19 protein-coding genes are annotated in these 16,114 nt (G+C 39.6%); 1 reads left to right on the forward strand and 18 read right to left on the reverse strand.

Going from position 1 to position 16,114, the window contains the following annotated elements; genetic code table 11:
• Positions 1-170: 170 nt before the first annotated feature.
• From AC0VYJ_RS13220 to AC0VYJ_RS13290, 15 genes are all read right to left on the reverse strand, one after another.
• Positions 171-1,961: an ATP-binding protein gene (locus tag AC0VYJ_RS13220; RefSeq protein WP_430246158.1), complete on the reverse strand. Its 1,791-nt coding sequence runs from the start codon at positions 1,959-1,961 to the stop codon at positions 171-173.
• Positions 1,961-2,677, reverse strand: a complete 717-nt coding sequence (locus tag AC0VYJ_RS13225; RefSeq protein ID WP_194221968.1) for a response regulator transcription factor — start codon at positions 2,675-2,677, stop codon at positions 1,961-1,963. Before AC0VYJ_RS13225 ends, AC0VYJ_RS13220 begins: the two co-directional genes overlap by 1 nt.
• A 131-nt stretch (positions 2,678-2,808) precedes the next feature.
• Positions 2,809-4,008, reverse strand: a complete 1,200-nt coding sequence (ccsB, locus tag AC0VYJ_RS13230) for a c-type cytochrome biogenesis protein CcsB (protein ID WP_194221969.1) — start codon at positions 4,006-4,008, stop codon at positions 2,809-2,811.
• Positions 4,009-4,037: 29 nt separating this feature from the next.
• Complete coding sequence (gene resB / locus AC0VYJ_RS13235) at positions 4,038-5,663, reverse strand: cytochrome c biogenesis protein ResB (protein ID WP_475365393.1); 1,626 nt, start codon at positions 5,661-5,663, stop codon at positions 4,038-4,040.
• A gap of 12 nt (positions 5,664-5,675) precedes the next feature.
• Positions 5,676-6,203 (reverse strand): thiol-disulfide oxidoreductase ResA, encoded by a 528-nt coding sequence (gene resA / locus AC0VYJ_RS13240; protein WP_194221971.1) that lies wholly within the window; start codon positions 6,201-6,203, stop codon positions 5,676-5,678.
• Between the two features lie 64 nt (positions 6,204-6,267).
• The gene (locus tag AC0VYJ_RS13245) at positions 6,268-7,005 is read right to left on the reverse strand and encodes a pseudouridine synthase (RefSeq protein WP_194221972.1); all 738 of its coding nucleotides are present in this window, start codon (positions 7,003-7,005) and stop codon (positions 6,268-6,270) included.
• Between the two features lie 139 nt (positions 7,006-7,144).
• Positions 7,145-7,663, reverse strand: coding sequence for a spore maturation protein (locus AC0VYJ_RS13250; RefSeq protein WP_408962613.1), 519 nt, complete (start codon positions 7,661-7,663; stop codon positions 7,145-7,147).
• Positions 7,660-8,253 (reverse strand): nucleoside recognition domain-containing protein, encoded by a 594-nt coding sequence (locus tag AC0VYJ_RS13255; RefSeq protein ID WP_226613861.1) that lies wholly within the window; start codon positions 8,251-8,253, stop codon positions 7,660-7,662. Before AC0VYJ_RS13255 ends, AC0VYJ_RS13250 begins: the two co-directional genes overlap by 4 nt.
• The gene (locus tag AC0VYJ_RS13260) at positions 8,246-9,406 is read right to left on the reverse strand and encodes a D-alanyl-D-alanine carboxypeptidase family protein (RefSeq protein WP_475367492.1); all 1,161 of its coding nucleotides are present in this window, start codon (positions 9,404-9,406) and stop codon (positions 8,246-8,248) included. The genes AC0VYJ_RS13255 and AC0VYJ_RS13260 overlap by 8 nt, the downstream gene beginning before the upstream one ends.
• 69 nt (positions 9,407-9,475) lie before the next feature.
• Positions 9,476-10,024, reverse strand: coding sequence for an isoprenylcysteine carboxyl methyltransferase family protein (locus AC0VYJ_RS13265; protein ID WP_475365394.1), 549 nt, complete (start codon positions 10,022-10,024; stop codon positions 9,476-9,478).
• A gap of 3 nt (positions 10,025-10,027) precedes the next feature.
• Positions 10,028-11,119, reverse strand: a complete 1,092-nt coding sequence (locus AC0VYJ_RS13270) for a type III polyketide synthase (protein WP_475365395.1) — start codon at positions 11,117-11,119, stop codon at positions 10,028-10,030.
• A 163-nt stretch (positions 11,120-11,282) separates the two neighbouring features.
• Positions 11,283-11,657 (reverse strand): hypothetical protein, encoded by a 375-nt coding sequence (locus AC0VYJ_RS13275; RefSeq protein WP_475365396.1) that lies wholly within the window; start codon positions 11,655-11,657, stop codon positions 11,283-11,285.
• 35 nt (positions 11,658-11,692) lie between these two features.
• The gene (gene scpB, locus AC0VYJ_RS13280) at positions 11,693-12,271 is read right to left on the reverse strand and encodes an SMC-Scp complex subunit ScpB (RefSeq protein WP_475365397.1); all 579 of its coding nucleotides are present in this window, start codon (positions 12,269-12,271) and stop codon (positions 11,693-11,695) included.
• Positions 12,268-13,017: a segregation/condensation protein A gene (locus AC0VYJ_RS13285; RefSeq protein WP_475365398.1), complete on the reverse strand. Its 750-nt coding sequence runs from the start codon at positions 13,015-13,017 to the stop codon at positions 12,268-12,270. Before AC0VYJ_RS13285 ends, scpB begins: the two co-directional genes overlap by 4 nt.
• 63 nt (positions 13,018-13,080) lie before the next feature.
• Positions 13,081-13,209 (reverse strand): hypothetical protein, encoded by a 129-nt coding sequence (locus tag AC0VYJ_RS13290; RefSeq protein ID WP_475365399.1) that lies wholly within the window; start codon positions 13,207-13,209, stop codon positions 13,081-13,083.
• A gap of 45 nt (positions 13,210-13,254) precedes the next feature.
• Here AC0VYJ_RS13290 and AC0VYJ_RS13295 point away from each other — a divergent pair, with 45 nt between their 5' ends.
• Positions 13,255-13,782 (forward strand): DUF309 domain-containing protein, encoded by a 528-nt coding sequence (locus tag AC0VYJ_RS13295; protein ID WP_475365400.1) that lies wholly within the window; start codon positions 13,255-13,257, stop codon positions 13,780-13,782.
• 21 nt (positions 13,783-13,803) lie between these two features.
• Here AC0VYJ_RS13295 and AC0VYJ_RS13300 read toward each other — a convergent pair whose 3' ends face one another.
• The 3 genes from AC0VYJ_RS13300 to AC0VYJ_RS13310 all read right to left on the reverse strand — a co-directional run bounded on the left by AC0VYJ_RS13300 (position 13,804) and on the right by AC0VYJ_RS13310 (position 16,093).
• On the reverse strand, positions 13,804-14,166 hold the full coding sequence (locus tag AC0VYJ_RS13300) for a GNAT family N-acetyltransferase (protein ID WP_194221981.1): 363 nt from the start codon (positions 14,164-14,166) through the stop codon (positions 13,804-13,806).
• 229 nt (positions 14,167-14,395) lie between these two features.
• Entirely contained in the window at positions 14,396-14,866 is a 471-nt protein-coding gene (ribH, locus tag AC0VYJ_RS13305) for a 6,7-dimethyl-8-ribityllumazine synthase (RefSeq protein WP_430246138.1), read from the reverse strand.
• A gap of 33 nt (positions 14,867-14,899) precedes the next feature.
• Complete coding sequence (locus tag AC0VYJ_RS13310) at positions 14,900-16,093, reverse strand: bifunctional 3,4-dihydroxy-2-butanone-4-phosphate synthase/GTP cyclohydrolase II (RefSeq protein ID WP_194221983.1); 1,194 nt, start codon at positions 16,091-16,093, stop codon at positions 14,900-14,902.
• Positions 16,094-16,114: the final 21 nt, after the last annotated feature.

Below are 16,114 nucleotides of genomic sequence, written 5' to 3' on the forward strand. Positions count from 1 at the left end.
AGCTCCTTTTATCGAACTAGTTTGACTCTTCCACTTGTTATTGTAACGCATTAACGGGAAACAAGGATACCTATTCGTTACTCTTTTTCTTCGGTATAAAATGTCACAAATCAAAACAAAGAGCTTCCGGTTAATTCGGAAACTCTTTGAGTATATCGACGGAGTGCCTGTCACTCTTTCCCTTTATCAGGTATATAGAAAGAAAACGTTGTTCCTTCTCCGCTCTTGCTGTGAACGGAAATGTGGCCATGGTGAGATTCCACAATGTTACGAGCAATGGCAAGCCCTAGACCCGTACCTGACCTTCCTCTTGTACGAGCTTTGTCGGCTTTGTAGAAACGCTCAAACACGAATGGAAGATCATCTTCAGGAATGCCAGAACCAGTATCTTTCACATCGAACTGAACGCCTTTCTCAAGGGAAGTAATTAATAATCTTACTTCCCCTCCTCCTGGTGTATGTCTCACAGCGTTGTCTATTAAATTCGTTAATACCTGTTCAATTCTATCAGGATCAATCTTTAACATTCTTTCATCATTTGAAACATGGAAATTTAATTCCACTTGTCGATCTCGAGCAAGTCCGGAAAATTTCCTTACTATTCTTTGTCCAAAATCTTGCATATGAATACTGCTATAATGCAATTCGTTGTGACCGGCTTCCATTCTAGCTAAATCGAGCAGTTCATTCACTAGCCTTCCCATCCGCAAGGATTCATCGTAAATGATTTGAGCGACCTCTTTCTTTTCCTCGTCACTACTTGCGATATCATCTACGATCGCTTCACTATATCCTTGGAGCATCGCAATTGGGGTTCTAAGCTCATGAGACACATTCGCGATAAAATCCTTCCTAAGCTTATCCAAACGACGTTCTTCTGTCATATCCCTAAAGACAGCAACCGCTCCCCGAATAGCAGATTGGTTATAAAGTGGCGTCATTACAACAACCCAGCTCCGCCCCTGTAGTTCAACTTCTGTTAACTGTTCCCGCTCAAGTGTTACAACAAGACTAAACAATTCATTGATATCCTCAGGTACTTCATTACCAGGCTTTTCTTCCATTCCCTGCTCGTAATACCAGGCTTTCAAAAAACGTTCAGCAGGGGGATTCGTGCTTAATATGGCACCAGTTTTATCAAAGGTAATAACGCCATCCGCCATACTGCTTAAAATACTAGAAAGCTGTTCCTTCTCTTGATTCAACGCTGTAACATAGTTATTGAGTTGGCGCCCCATACGGTTAAACGCAACAGAAAGTTCGCCAATTTCATCGTGGGTCACCATCGGAACTTTTGTATCGAACTTCCCTTTTGCAACCTCTGTAGCTGCTTCTCTCATTTTCAGAAGTGGAGCGGTAATACGAGTAGATAAGAAGAAGGCAAAGATTGTCGTTAAAACAATGGCAATCCCGGCAGCTATGTAAATTAAATTTCTAGCCTGACTCGTTGTCTTTGCTATAACGTCAAGGGATTGGTAAAGAAATACCTCTCCGTTATCTTCTCCATCAAGTTCCATGGGCACACCGACGATTAGAAGTTCATTATGCGATGCGGCCGCTTCATCTGTAACGAAATCTCCCTTTTTAACAACCGTTTCCCGATCAGTAAATACCCCTTTTAAGATAGGGTCTTTTTTAAACACATCCAATGACAGCTCTGGTAACCCATGGGCATTGGGCGAATACCTACTATCCCCCTGGCTGTCATTTTCAACGATCATAACCCTAGTAGGATAAAAATCTGTGATTTCCCAGGCTGTGTCAAGCGCCTGCTCTCGATCATCATATCGTTCAATAACAGAAGCCACTTTATTAGCGAGTCGCTCCATTTGCTCTGCTTCTTTTTCAACATGAAAGTCTTCAAAAAATTGAAGCAATAGAATTGTTAAGATGGATAGCACAAATGCTACAAGTAAGATGATTGTAAGCCACAGCTTACCAACAACGCTTCTCCAAATCATTATTCTTTAACTGCCTCGAATTTATAACCCACTCCCCATACTGTTGAAATCATTGCAGCAGCATTTGGTGATACTTTATTTAGCTTCTCTCTTAGTCTCTTCACGTGCGTATCAACTGTTCGGAGATCTCCAAAAAATTCATAATTCCAGACATCTTTTAACAGCTCTTCTCTCGAAAACACTTTATCTGGAGCTTTTGCAAGATAATACAATAGCTCATATTCTTTCGGTGTTAAATTAATAATTTGTTCCTCCGCTAACACCCTATGAGCGTCATGATCGATTGTTAAATACGGAAATACAATTACGTTTTTAGTTGTGGTTTCGGTTTGTAAAAATTTCGTCGTCGATGATCTTCTTAAAAGTGCTTTAACGCGAAGAACGACTTCTCTTGGACTAAATGGTTTTGTAATATAGTCATCAGCCCCTACTTCAAACCCCTGTACGCGATTAGCCTCTTCCCCTTTTGCTGTAAGCATGATCACAGGAGTGGCTTTTTGTTCACGCATTTGCTGACAAACTTCTGTACCATCCATTCCCGGAAGCATTAAATCAAGTAAAATAAGATCGAAATCATCCTCAATTGCCATTTCCAGGGCTTGTTCTCCATTTTCAGCTTCTTCTATTTCATAATTCTCTCTCTCAAGATACATGCGCAATAGCTTTCTAATACGCTCTTCATCATCTACTACTAATATTCGTGCATCTTTTTCCAAGAAGATTCCCTCCTACATGAGCTCATGTGTTCTATTCTACCATGCCTATAGCAATCCAGACCAGTGATGAGAAACCGCATTCACCTCTCACCTTATAAGAAAACCTTCACAAATCGTGAAGGTTTTCGAAGTTATGCATAAGAATGAAGTCCAGAAATAACAAGGTTGACGACAACAAGGTTGAGCATAATGATGACAAAACCTACTACAGCAAGCCAGGCTGATTTCTCACCTTGCCATCCTCTTGAAAGACGAAGGTGAAGATATGCAGCATAAAAAAGGAATGTAACAAGAGCCCAAACCTCTTTTGGATCCCAACCCCAGAAGCGTGTCCAAGCAGCCTGCGCCCAGATCATGGCGAAAATAAGTGCTCCTAATGTAAACACTGGGAAACCAATCGCTACTGCACGGTACTGTATTTCATCTACCAATTCTTCATTCACATTTTTAAGTGCTGGTTGAATGGCAGCTCCAATTCGTTTCCTTAAAATTAATCGGACCAGACCATACAAGATCAGACCACCAAATATCGACCAGATTAACGTATTTAACTTATGTGCAGCTTTTTCCCCTTTCATCCATCCGGGTGCTTCAAAAAGAGGTCCAAATTCGTTTCCACTAACATATTGACCGTCTGTCGGCCCTGCTATGGCTGGCAATGTATAATCCACTGTTATCTGCTGCTCATTTTGATCAACAAATTGATAAGTAGAAGAATACCCAGCAGCTTCAAATCCAAGTGATAGGACAACAAATGCAATCGTGCTAATGAGAGAGTACATGACAAACTCAAGCCAGAAAGTTGATTTGCTCGCTTTAGATTGATTGACTGTTTTAACTAGATAAACAAGTCCTGCTGCAAAGCTAATGGATAGAATCCCCTCACCAAGAGCAGCTGTTGTAACATGAATTTTGAGCCAGTTACTTTGTAAAGCTGGAATAAGTGGCTGAATATCTGATGGGAATACACTTGCATAAGCAATCACAATAATTGCAACAGGCATTGCAAATACTCCGATAACATTGCTCTTATATATCAGATAAATGATTAAGAAAGCGAATACCATCGCCATCCCAAAGAATGTTGTAAATTCAAACAAGTTACTAACTGGTGCATGCCCTGCAGCAATCCACCTTGTAATAAAATAGCTCAGCTGAAAAAGAAATCCCACTGTGGAAAGAGCAAATCCCCACATTCCCCATTTTTTTGAATGGGTCACTTCATCCGACTTTCTCCACTTCTTACCAAACAAAGAAATAGCGAATACAATACTTGCTGCAAAGTAGATAAAGAAAGCAACATAAAGCAAGTTACTGCTTAATTGAGCCATCTTATCTTGCCTCCTTTCGTGCTAAACATCTATTTCTTTTCTTCCGACTGATCAAGTGGCATATCCAGACCAGTCTCTTTTGTAATGCTTTCTAGCTCTCGTTTCAAACCATACCAGTTTTTATTCGTGTGACAGGATAACCACATTTCGTCATTCCCTTTTCGAATCCAAATTCTTCGATGGTTCCAATACATCCCTTGAATAACACCAATCATGAAGATTGCGCCGCCGATCGCTAAAATCCATAATGTATTGTCTTTCCTTACGACTAAACCGGAAACATTTTTTGTATCTACATTTTGAAACGACATTTTGTAATCATTTTCTCCAAGAGGCTCTAAGTTCTGCTTAATCGCAACAAAAGCTACTTCTCCGTCAGGATGTTCTGGAGAAACCATATTAAGTATAAATGCAGGATTATTCGGAACTTTAGATTTAGTTGTTGGCTCACCCTTGTCATTAAATTCAAAATCTGGGAAGTAGTCCATTACTTCAACGCTGTAGCCGTTTTCAAGGTTGTATTCTTTCTCAGGATTATAAAGATCAATAGTAAGGTCACCTATAGACTCTCCGGACTCTTTATTGTCCATAGTAAATGACATCTTCTGAAGTTCATTCAATTTATAATCTACCTGGTAAATGGCATACCCTTCAAACTTAAGCGGTTTATTAACTTGAATCGGATGTTCTTTCACTTTCTCAAGTTCTGGATCCGTCCCAGCTACTCTTTCACCAACCTGCTTGTATAAAATAGCATCCGTTTGATAGTTCTTTGCCACGACTGCTTGTCCAGACTCTTCAATCGCATCTTTAAATTTCTCATCTTCATTATCATAAGTTTCTAGAATAAAGCCATCACTTTTTAAATAATAGGCTTCTTCCGTCCCTTTGATCTTCTCTGTTTCACCTTCTCTTAACCAGAGCACCTCATCAACATACATTCCAGGGAAAAAGCGGAGCATTCCGCCGATGAGGAAGAGAATGAGTCCGATATGATTTACGTAAGGTCCCCATCTGGAGAAGCGATTTTTCTCAGCAAATAAATGACCATTTTCTTCTTTAACATTGTACCTTTTATTTTCTAATGCTTGTTTAATGCCGTTTAAGTCAGGCGAATCATGGCTGAATTCCGTCTTGCCAAAATACTTCTGGCGCTTCATGAAACTTTCATGGCGAATGACTCGCTGCTTCTTTAATGAGCGATAAAGCGGGACAAACCGATCGAGACTGGCTACAATGAGCGAAAGTCCCAATGCGGCAATTAATAACATATACCACCATGAGCCGTATAAGTTATGAAAACCCAGGTCATAATACAATTGACCAAGTACGCCGTATTGTTCCTTGTAATAAACTGTCGGGTCTGACAGCGGTGGTATGTACATTTCTTGAGGGAAAATAGTGCCTATCGCTGAAGCTACTAGCAACAAGACGATGATCCAGATTCCGACCTTAACAGATGAGAAGAAATTCCAGATCTTATCGATGATCGTCGTTTTGTACGTTTGAGACCTCCGTGCACTTCCCTCGTATCTCATATTAAGCAGTTTCTTAGATTCTAAATCTCCTTGAAGCGGTTTACCACATACTTCGCATATCTCAGTTCCATAAGGGTTCACATGTCCGCATTCACAGGTGATGTTATTGTTGCTCATTGGAACACCCCATTACGGTTGGATTTGCTTCATATAGCTATCAATTACTTCCTCTGAAAGGCTGGCTTCCGTTTTTTGAACGACCTTGCCATTCTTGTCAATTAAAAAGGTTACTGGAATTGGCCCAACTCCATAGTGATTAGTTACATCATTGCTTTTATCAAGCAACACCGGAAAACTAAGGTTATACCGATCAGCAAAGCTTTCGGCAGTCAATTTAGGTTCCGAAACATTTACTGCAAGTATTTCGACGCCTTTTTCTTTGTATTCTTTATACTTCTTGTCCATCGCTGGCATCTCATCTTTACAAGGCTCGCAATAGGTTGCCCAAAAATTCAGAAAGACGCCTTTCCCTCTGTAGTCCTCAAGCTCTACTTCATTTCCGTCTAAATCCGTTAAAATAAAGTTTGGCGCTTGATCTCCGGCCTGTACGATTCCGCTTTCATTTGCAAAAAAGTTTGTATAGAACGTATAGCCGACTGCTATAAAGACGATAGTCAATATAACAGTCCGCACGATCAGCCGGTTTTTCTTTTTCATTCAACCAACTCCAATCAAACAAAGCAATACTACTCTCACTATAACGTGTCGATAAGGGGTCACCTTATCGTTTTTTTGAATTTTGTGTGACAGCTTGGTTACGAAGCTGCTTCACTTCGTAAGGTTTTAGCTCACGATAATCTCCAGGATTCATTCCAGTCAACTCAAGAAAACCATATCGTTCTCTCTTTAACTTTTGCACAGGGTAACCTAATGTTTCGAACATACGGCGTACCTGGCGATTCTTACCTTCATGAATGGTCAATTCTACAATTGATTTTCCTTTTTGTTTATCAACGGATAGAATTCTAGCTCGTGCTTTCGAAGTCTTTCCGTCTTCTAGCTGCACACCTCGCTCAAGCTTTTGAATGGTCTCTTTATTCATTAAGCCTTTCACTTTAGCAACGTACACTTTGTCTACATGATAGCTTGGGTGCATCAGCTTATTCGCAAAATCACCATCATTCGTTAAGAGCAAAACACCTGACGTATCGTAATCAAGTCGTCCAACAGGAAAAACCCGTTCTTCGATTTCATGGAAATAATCGGTGACGGCCTTTCTTCCTTTATCATCTTCTACTGTTGAAATGACGCCTGTTGGTTTATAAAACAAAAAATAAACCGGCTCTTCACGTTCTACCGGAATCCCGTTTACTTCAATTTTACAGCGCTCAGACACCTTTGTACCGAGTTCAGTTACGACTTTGCCGTTAACTTTCACTCTACCTTCTTCAATCAATGTTTCTGCTTTTCGTCTGGACGTTACTCCAGCTTGAGCAATTACTTTTTGCAAACGTTCCATCAAATTCACCTCACTAAAACATCATACTCTTGTCACAGTCAAACCTCAAGCACAGATTCATTCTATCATTTATTATGCTCAAACAGGAATGTTCCAAACATTCCGTTACAATAAAAAAAGCCATCGAATAAGATGGCTTCTATCCAAATACGAGAGTGACAAATATAATCGCTGCTGCCATCCCGACTAAATCTGCTAACAATCCAACTTTAAGAGCATTTCCCATTCGTTTGATGCCAATCGCCCCAAAGTAAACCGTAATGACATAAAGCGTCGTATCTGTACTTCCTTGCATGGTAGAGGCTAGCCTCCCAATAAAGGAATCTGGCCCATATGTGCTAATAATATCCGTTGTCATCGCAAGCGCACCGGTACCAGAAATCGGGCGAATGAGAGCCAAAGGAACGATTTCTGTAGGTACCCCAATCGCTTCTAGTGGTACTCTTAATAATCCACTAAGAAAGGCCATTGCACCAGATGCTCGAAAAACAGAAATCGCTACCATCATGCCTACCAAATAAGGAACGATCGAAACTGCAATAGAAAGCCCTTCTTTACCTCCTTCTACAAAGGTTTCATAAGTTGGTACTCTTTTCCACGTTCCGTACGCAAGAATAAACCCGATCAATAAAGGGATAATCCAGATCGATGCATTCACAGAGATCCTCCCCTTTTGCTTCTTCGATAGAAAAAGCGATCAATGAGGATAGCTCCAATTGTAGAACATGCTGTAGCAGCAATTGTTGTACCAACAATTTCCGTTGGTGAAACTGATCCATATTTCATCCGAATAGCTATAACACTAGTTGGGATGAGAGTTAAACTTGATGTATTGAGCGCTAGGAGGGTAATCATTGACCTTGTTGCATTATCTTTCATATCATTGAGCTTTTTTAACTCTTCCATTGCCTTTATCCCCATTGGCGTAGCTGCATTTCCAAGGCCGAACATATTCGCCATCATGTTCGAGAGAATATATCCCATTGCAGGATGATCAGGGGGAACTTCCGGAAACAGCTTCCGAGCTATCGGTTTAAATCCTCTTCCCAAAAGGTCTAACAGTCCTGCTTTCTGAGCAATCTTCATCAATCCAAGCCAGAAAATAAGAACACTTAACAACCCTATACAAACAGCTATCGCTTCTTCAGCCCCAGTAAATATTGCTTTATTGACCTCTTCCATCGTTCCATTAATTAGAGCAAATAGAATACCAATGAGAAATAAGCCAGCCCAGATGAGATTAACCATTCGGCTCACGTCCGATATCTAATGAAAATAACCCTTTAAAAAATCCCCATAATCCTTTTTCCTTTTTTTCAACGGAGTCAAAAGTAATTGGTGCTTTCACAATTGTCTTGTTATTTAGTTTTACAACATACATTCCAACAGGATCATCTGTTGACCCCATTTCATCCCACTTACTTTCATCTGGAGGTTCTACAAGTTGGATGGTGGAATCAATTTGATCTCTTTCTTCTGAGGTTAAAGGATAGGAAAGATCTCGATTCAATCTCACATTGCCTTTGTAAGGTTCATCCTTCACATCTTTAATAATCCCTTTAGGCTCAAGTAGAGTCAGCTCATAGTTACTATAACCCCAATTAAACATCGAAATATGATCATTCCAATCATCAGGCGCATCTAAGGTAACAGCAATAAGAGTCATACCATCACGTTCAGCAGTAGAAACGAGTGTACGCTTAGCTCGCTTTGTGTATCCCGTTTTCCCACCAGTGGAATCAGAGTATAAACTAGTTAACAGCTTATTTTTATTACGCCATACATAATCCCAATCCTCTGTCGCATTGGGTGCCTTATGTACTTTAGTACTTGAAATAATACGGTAAGTGTCATTATCCATGGCGTACTGTGTTAGGATAGCCATGTCATAAGCTGTCGATAGATGATTCTCATGATCATCAAGTCCATGAGGATTCATAAATATTGTGTGCGACATCCCAATTTCTTCTGCTTTCTGGTTCATCAATGTAACAAAGCCTTCTAAACTGCCTCCAACTTCTTCAGCAATTGCCACAGCAGCATCATTACCAGAACGAAGCATTAAACCGTATACCAAATTTTCAAGTTTTATTTTCTCTCCTTCTTTTAAATAGAGAGAGGAACCTTCTGTCCCAGCAGCGTTTCCACTGATTTTTACTGTTTCATTCATCTTACCTGACTCAATCGCAATGATCGCAGTCATAATTTTTGTGATACTCGCTATTCGTCTTTGTGTATAGGCATCTTTTTCGTAAAGAACTCTTCCTGTTTCTTGTTCAATTAGTATGGCACTTCTCGCTGAGACGCCTACTCCCTCTGCTACTACACCTCTTGGAATCATGAGAAACAACAGAGCAGCAATTAAAATAAAGACGCCAATTTTTGTCTTAAGCGATTTCATCATGACAGCCACGTCCCTTAAGCTCTATATTTGTACAAGTCTATGAGCAAGAGACGCAGTATATGTCTTTCATTCCTTTTCGGCATTCGGAAACATCACGGGATAATTGGTCGACTCTTTTAACGCTTTCTCTTCAGCGGGAATACGAACTCTCAGAAGTAATACTGCATTTAGCACAGTAAAAACAATCGCAGTGAAGTAAGAGGAGAAAATAAGTGGCAAAGAGAGAATTTCTAGTGCGACAATTACGTAGTTTGGGTGTTTCAAAAATCGGTAAGGACCCTTTTTTACAACATCTGCATCTTGTAGGACGATTATTTTTGTATTCCAAAAGCGGCCCAGACTTCTAATTGTCCAAATTCGAAGGCATTGAGCCAAAAGAAACACAAACAACATAACAGACCAGACGAAGGAGAGAGTGAAACCTCGTAAAATCGCTTCAATCGCTACTGCGAAAAGAAAGAAAATGTGTAGCAGCACAATGTATTTATAATGATTTTTTCCAACTTCTCTTGCTCCCTGCTCTTTCATCCACTTTTCATTTTTTTTAGCTATATATAGTTCAATTAATCTTTGAAACACAAGAAGGATAAAAACCCCAGTAAATATTAGCCCCATTTTTTATGCTCCTTTTTTCCATTCTAGCAGCAGCAGTTCTGAACAAAAACCAGGTCCGAGAGCTGCCATTAATCCAAGATGTCCATGTTTACACCCATTTCTCAAAAACTGGTCTAGTACGTAAATAACGGTAACTGAACTCATATTTCCATATTCTTTTAATACATTTCTCGATACTGCAGTCATCGACTTATCGAATCCGAGAGCTTCTTCATATGCTGTTAATACTTTTGTTCCTCCTGGATGGGCAATAAAATAATCTATTTCTTGCGTGGTCTTCTCTTGAATAGAGAGGAATTCCAGAACATTAGGTTCAAGCCAACTTGACACAATCGCGGGAATAGACTTAGAGAACACTACGTGCAAGCCTTCGTTGCTAACTTCCCATCCCATCACATCTTCTGAATCTCTCATTAATGTGGAGCGTGTGGCGACGATGCCTGGAATGCTCGGCAAGGTTGAACGTCTAAGAAGAGATGAAGTCTCACCTGTCAAAAGTACAGCTGATATCCCATCAGCAAAAAGTGCTGTTCCAATAAGGTTGCTCTTGGAAAAGTCACCATGTTGAAAAGTAAGACTACACAGCTCAACATTCACTACTAGAACAGCTTGATCAGGATGGGCAAGACAATAATCATTCGCTCTTGCAATACCTGCAGCACCACCTGCACAACCAAGTCCCCAGATGGGGATCCGTTTTGTATGTGGAGAGAATGGTAGGACATTCATAATTCTAGCCTCTATACTCGGTGTAGAAATACCTGTTGTTGACACAAAAAATATTGCATCGATATCTCTACAATCAATCATTTCATTTAAGTAAAAGGGATTGTTCAGACAGTCCAATACTGCTTCTTTAGCGTATTCAACAGAAAGAGAAACGTATTTTTCGTTTTTTTCTTCAAATGTTGGGCCACTACTATACCATTCTAGTGGCATAGCGAAATATCTTTTATCTATTTCAGCACTTTGAAAAACAGGTAGCAGACGATCTATATTTTTAAAATGTGGACCAAATTGCCTTTTAGCAAAAGTCGCAGCTTCTGTTTGCAGAAGACAATGAGGGGGTAAAGATTTTCCGATCGATAGTATCATTGATCTGAGCTCCTATTCCTACTCTTTTCAATTAGTGTTCGAAGTTTATTTCATTTTTATTCTAGAACCGTTAATAACTAGAAAAGAATGGAAGATTCACTCATTTGAGCCAAAAATGATACATCAATATAAGCGAACATAGTCAAAGCATAAAAAAGATGCCTCAGTATGGAGGCATCTTTTCTTTGTTTGAATGTAAATACGTACCTGTTGTTTTTATCTCATGGATGATCGCGAGAAGCTCTTGTAAATTCGCCTTCTTAAGCGGATCAACAAACTCATTTTCACTACTAATATACAAACGTTTTCGATTCGGATAAGATGAAAGGAGATTCAGTGCGATTGCTTCGTGAATGGGGGTCTCATAATCCCAAAATTCTTTAATGGCAGTTTCTGCAAAAACACCAGGATATAAAACATGAAATCGCTTTACCTTTCCATTCTCCTCATACGTTATTGTAGAACGAACGAATGAATCTTCAGGGGAGTTTGCACGATCTTTTTGAAGCTCCTCGAAAGCAACATGAGTTAACCGCATCGATTGTCCTCCTTCATCATGATCGAACTTAGCATCTACTCAGAGATTTCCTGAAACTTTTCAAAAAACAAGTCTGCTTCCTCATCTTCCTTATCTTCTGTCCCATCAGGTAAAGGGGGGAGATCCTTGATTGAGCTTAAACCAAAATGAAATAGAAACTCTCTAGTTGTTCCATATAAAATCGCTCTTCCAGCTTTTTCGGCTCTGCCCGCTTCTTTAATGAGCAATTTACTCATTAAAGTTTGTAAAGGCTTATCCGTTTTAACACCGCGAATTTCTTCTATTTCTACCCTTGTTATTGGTTGCTTGTAGGCGACGATCGCAAGTGTTTCAAGAGCTGCCTGCGATAAAGTATGATTACCTGGTGTCGCTACTAGTTTTTCGATATAGGGAGCATTTTTAGCATTTGTAGTGAGCTGATAGCCATCACCAATAAAACTAATTTTAAAACCGCGATCTTTTTCATTGTATTCATCCTGCAAATCACTTATTGCACTTAGAAGGGTGTCTTCTTCCAATGAGATGGTTTCACAAAGATCTTTCACTGTGATCCCTTCATCACCAACTACAAATAGAAGACTTTCGATAATGCTTTTTATTTCTTCGTTTGTCACACTGATGCCTTCCCTTCTCGTTCAAAAATCATAATTTCGCCAAAGTTTTTATCTTGTTCACAAGCCACATCTCTCGTTTTCATTAACTCAAGGACTGCAAGAAACGTCACAATCATATGCCCACGATCCTCTTCACTAAAAAGATCACTAAAACGCGTCTTTCCACTTCCTCGTAGCTGGTTCCGAATAGCGTTCATTCGATCTTCAATAGGAACATCTTCACTTTGAATCCGTGTACGCTTTGGTTTCTTTTCCTTTACACGTCTGGACATTTTTTGAAATGCCGCAAGCATATCATACAATGTAACGTCGCCAATGGAGGTTTGACTATCCTCATGACTAAATTCACTAGTATCCACAGGTGGCCGAGCATAAATAAGGCTTCGACTACTTTCTTTTTCCTTTAAATCATTCGCAGCCTCTTTAAACCTTCGATACTCAACAAGACGTTGAACGAGTTCATCACGGGGATCATTTTCAAACTCAGGGTCCTGTTCGAAAATTTCTTCTTCTTTTTGAGGAAGAAGCATTTTGCTTTTTATCGCAAGCAACGTCGCAGCCATAACAAGATATTCACTTGCCACATCAAGTTCTAACTCTTGCATTGTATGGACAAACGTTAAGTATTGATCTGTAATTTGCGAGACTGGAATATCATAAATATCCACTTCGTACTTATTTATAAGGTGGAGCAAAAGATCCAATGGACCTTCAAATGCATCAACCTTTACACTGTATTGCTTCATTTTCCATCTTCCTTTATCCAAGTCCATCTAGTATTCCGATTATATCACATTTACAATAGGGGCTTACAGCAATGCAAGAAAACCATCCGGTTCATTTTTAACGTAAATTGATTTCCATTGATCGTTTACAGTTTGATAGCATCCTGACGACTGATCGCTATTTTGATCCATAAGAGCACTCGCTTTATCCATTTAACACACATGTGCTACACTACTAAAAGAAATGGAGGAATCAGCATGTATTCAAAAGCCTATATTGATTATTTGGCTCATTTCCATGGACTTCGTGATTATTTTGAATGCCATGAAATCCTCGAAGAACATTGGAAAGAGGATCCGCGTGGAAGTCGTAAACTTCATTGGGTAGGTCTTATCCAAATTGCTGTTGGCCTCTACCACCATCGACGCGGTAATTTCACAGGGGCAAAGAGAATGATTGCTAATGCCATACGCATTTCCAAAAGCGAAAGTGAAGAACTCGATAAATTAGCGATAAATATTGATCAACTTTCTAAAAACCTATCAAAAGAGTTACAACTCATCAACACTCACTCTCCATACCAGGGATTTGATATTCCTCTCACAAGCTCCACCCTTCAAACGGCTTGTGAAGAAAGATGTCGTGAACTTGAATGTACTTATGGTAGTAAAAGCGATCTTTCGAATATAGAACTTATCCATCGTCATACGAGACGTGATCGATCAGATGTAATTGAAGAAAGAAAACAACAATTTGAAATAAAACAACAGAAAAGGAACGGCTAAGCCGTTCCTTTTCTTTGCATCTTACTTCATATTTTCTTCCAAGTGACACCTTTCAAAAAATGTCCCCGTATATTCATTACCCTTAATAGATATTTCATCACTTAGCATTTCTCGAAGTGCTTCAACCATTTGTTTTCCAATTCCTTGATGGCGATGGGAAGGATTAACGCTAATATCCTTTAACTCTACTTCGTTGTCGTTTACCCATTCAATTCCGAGCAATCCAATAATATCTTCTTCTTTCCAAAGAAAAAGCTGCAAAGAATCCATATCCTCATAGTCTTTAATCGATTGTTGCAGTTTCTTAATATCTTTTTCGTTCGGCATGAAGCTTAATAGCCCCATGGCTATTTTCTCATGAGCTTTCTTATAACGAATTAGCATGATTATCCCTCATTAAAGTAATTCTTGGCTTTCCGTTTAATAACTTATTCTAAAATCAATTAGAATGTTAAAATGATTCGACGAACAAGCTCAGCTAGCATGATAATGACAATGATCACACAGACCTAAGAATCAACCATTTTCTTTCTCTCTTCTTGGCTTTACGATTCCAAACTCTTTTGCCCTTCATCGCATACCATACTCATCATAGCCAAAAATGAACTGATAATCAACCTTCAAATGATTTTGATAAATTAGCCATTTCAATTGCTGCCGTTGCAGCATCCCAGCCCTTGTTACCAGCCTTAGTACCTGCACGTTCAACAGCTTGTTCAATGGTATTTGTGGTTAATACTCCAAAAATAACAGGTACACCCGTCTGCATCGTTAAATTCGCCACGCCTTTAGAAACTTCTCCACACACATAATCAAAGTGTGGTGTGGCCCCGCGAATAACCGTACCAAGCGTAACAATTGCATCATATTTTCCCGTTTCAACCATTTTCTTTGCGGCAAAGGGAATTTCAAATGCTCCAGGAACCCATGCTACATCAATGTTTTCTACGGACAAGCCATGACGCTTCAATGCGTCTTCAGCACCTCCAAGTAACTTACTTGTAATAAATTCATTAAATCTTCCTACTACTATACCCACTTTTAACCCAGATCCAACCAAGTTTCCTTCAAATGTTTGTCCCATTATTAATATCCTCCTATTTTCATACGTAAATTTTTAGAAATGAAGCATGTGTCCTAGCTTGCTATGTTTTGTTTTTAGGTACTTTTCATTCTCTTTTCGAGAAGCCATCTGAAGAGGTACCCTAGATGCTACTTCAAGACCATAACCTGTTAACCCAGCTATTTTACGAGGATTGTTTGTCAGAAGGTTCATTTTAGAAACACCAAGGTCTCTCAAAATCTGTGCCCCTATTCCATAATCCCTTAAATCAGGCTTAAATCCAAGCTTCTCATTCGCTTCAACTGTGTCGTAGCCCTGTTCTTGCAGTTTATAGGCTTTCATTTTATTAAGAAGCCCGATACCTCTTCCTTCCTGGCGCATATACAAAAGCACTCCATGACCTTCCTCTTCAATTTGTGCCAATGCAGCATGTAGTTGTGGACCACAGTCACATCGAAAAGATCCAAACACATCACCAGTTAAGCATTCAGAGTGAACTCGCACAAGAGTTGGTTGATCTGGTAAGATTTCTCCTTTAATCAAAGCTACGTGCTCTTTCTGATCAAGAATGTTCGAATACCCTACCGCTCTAAAAGAACCAAACTCAGTCGGAAGTTCTATTTCTACTTCTTTTCGAACAAGAACATCTTTACGGTTACGATATTGGATCAGATCTTTAATCGTAATCATTTTCAAATCATACTCTTCAGCAATTTCCTTTAGATCAGGAACGCGCGCCATTTCACCGTCTTCTTTCATAATTTCACAAATAACACCAGCCGGGGCAGAGCCAGAGAGTCGTGCCAAATCGACTGCCGCTTCCGTATGACCTGCTCTTCTAAGGACCCCTCCATCCTTAGCAATCAATGGGAAAATATGACCTGGTCGATTAAAGTCTGAAGGTTTAGCATCCGGGTTAATTAAGTATTGAATTGTAGATGCTCTTTCAGCTGCCGAAATTCCTGTAGTTGTACTTTTGTGGTCGACACTCACTGTAAACGCTGTACCATGAGAATCTGTGTTATGATCTACCATTGGACTCAACTTCAGTTCATTTGCACGCTCTTCCGTAATCGGCGTGCAAACAAGGCCTCTTCCTTTTGTAATCATGAAATTGATTGTTTCAGGCGTGACTTTATCGGCTAAAGCGATAAAATCCCCTTCATTCTCCCTGTCTTCATCATCACAAACGATCACCACCCGGCCTTGCATTAAATCATAAATCGCTTCTTCTATTGTATGGAACATATACGATGACCCTCCTGATAG

This window comes from Anaerobacillus sp. 63XJN7_5_ISO-PGPR-S23-430, assembly GCF_056173695.1.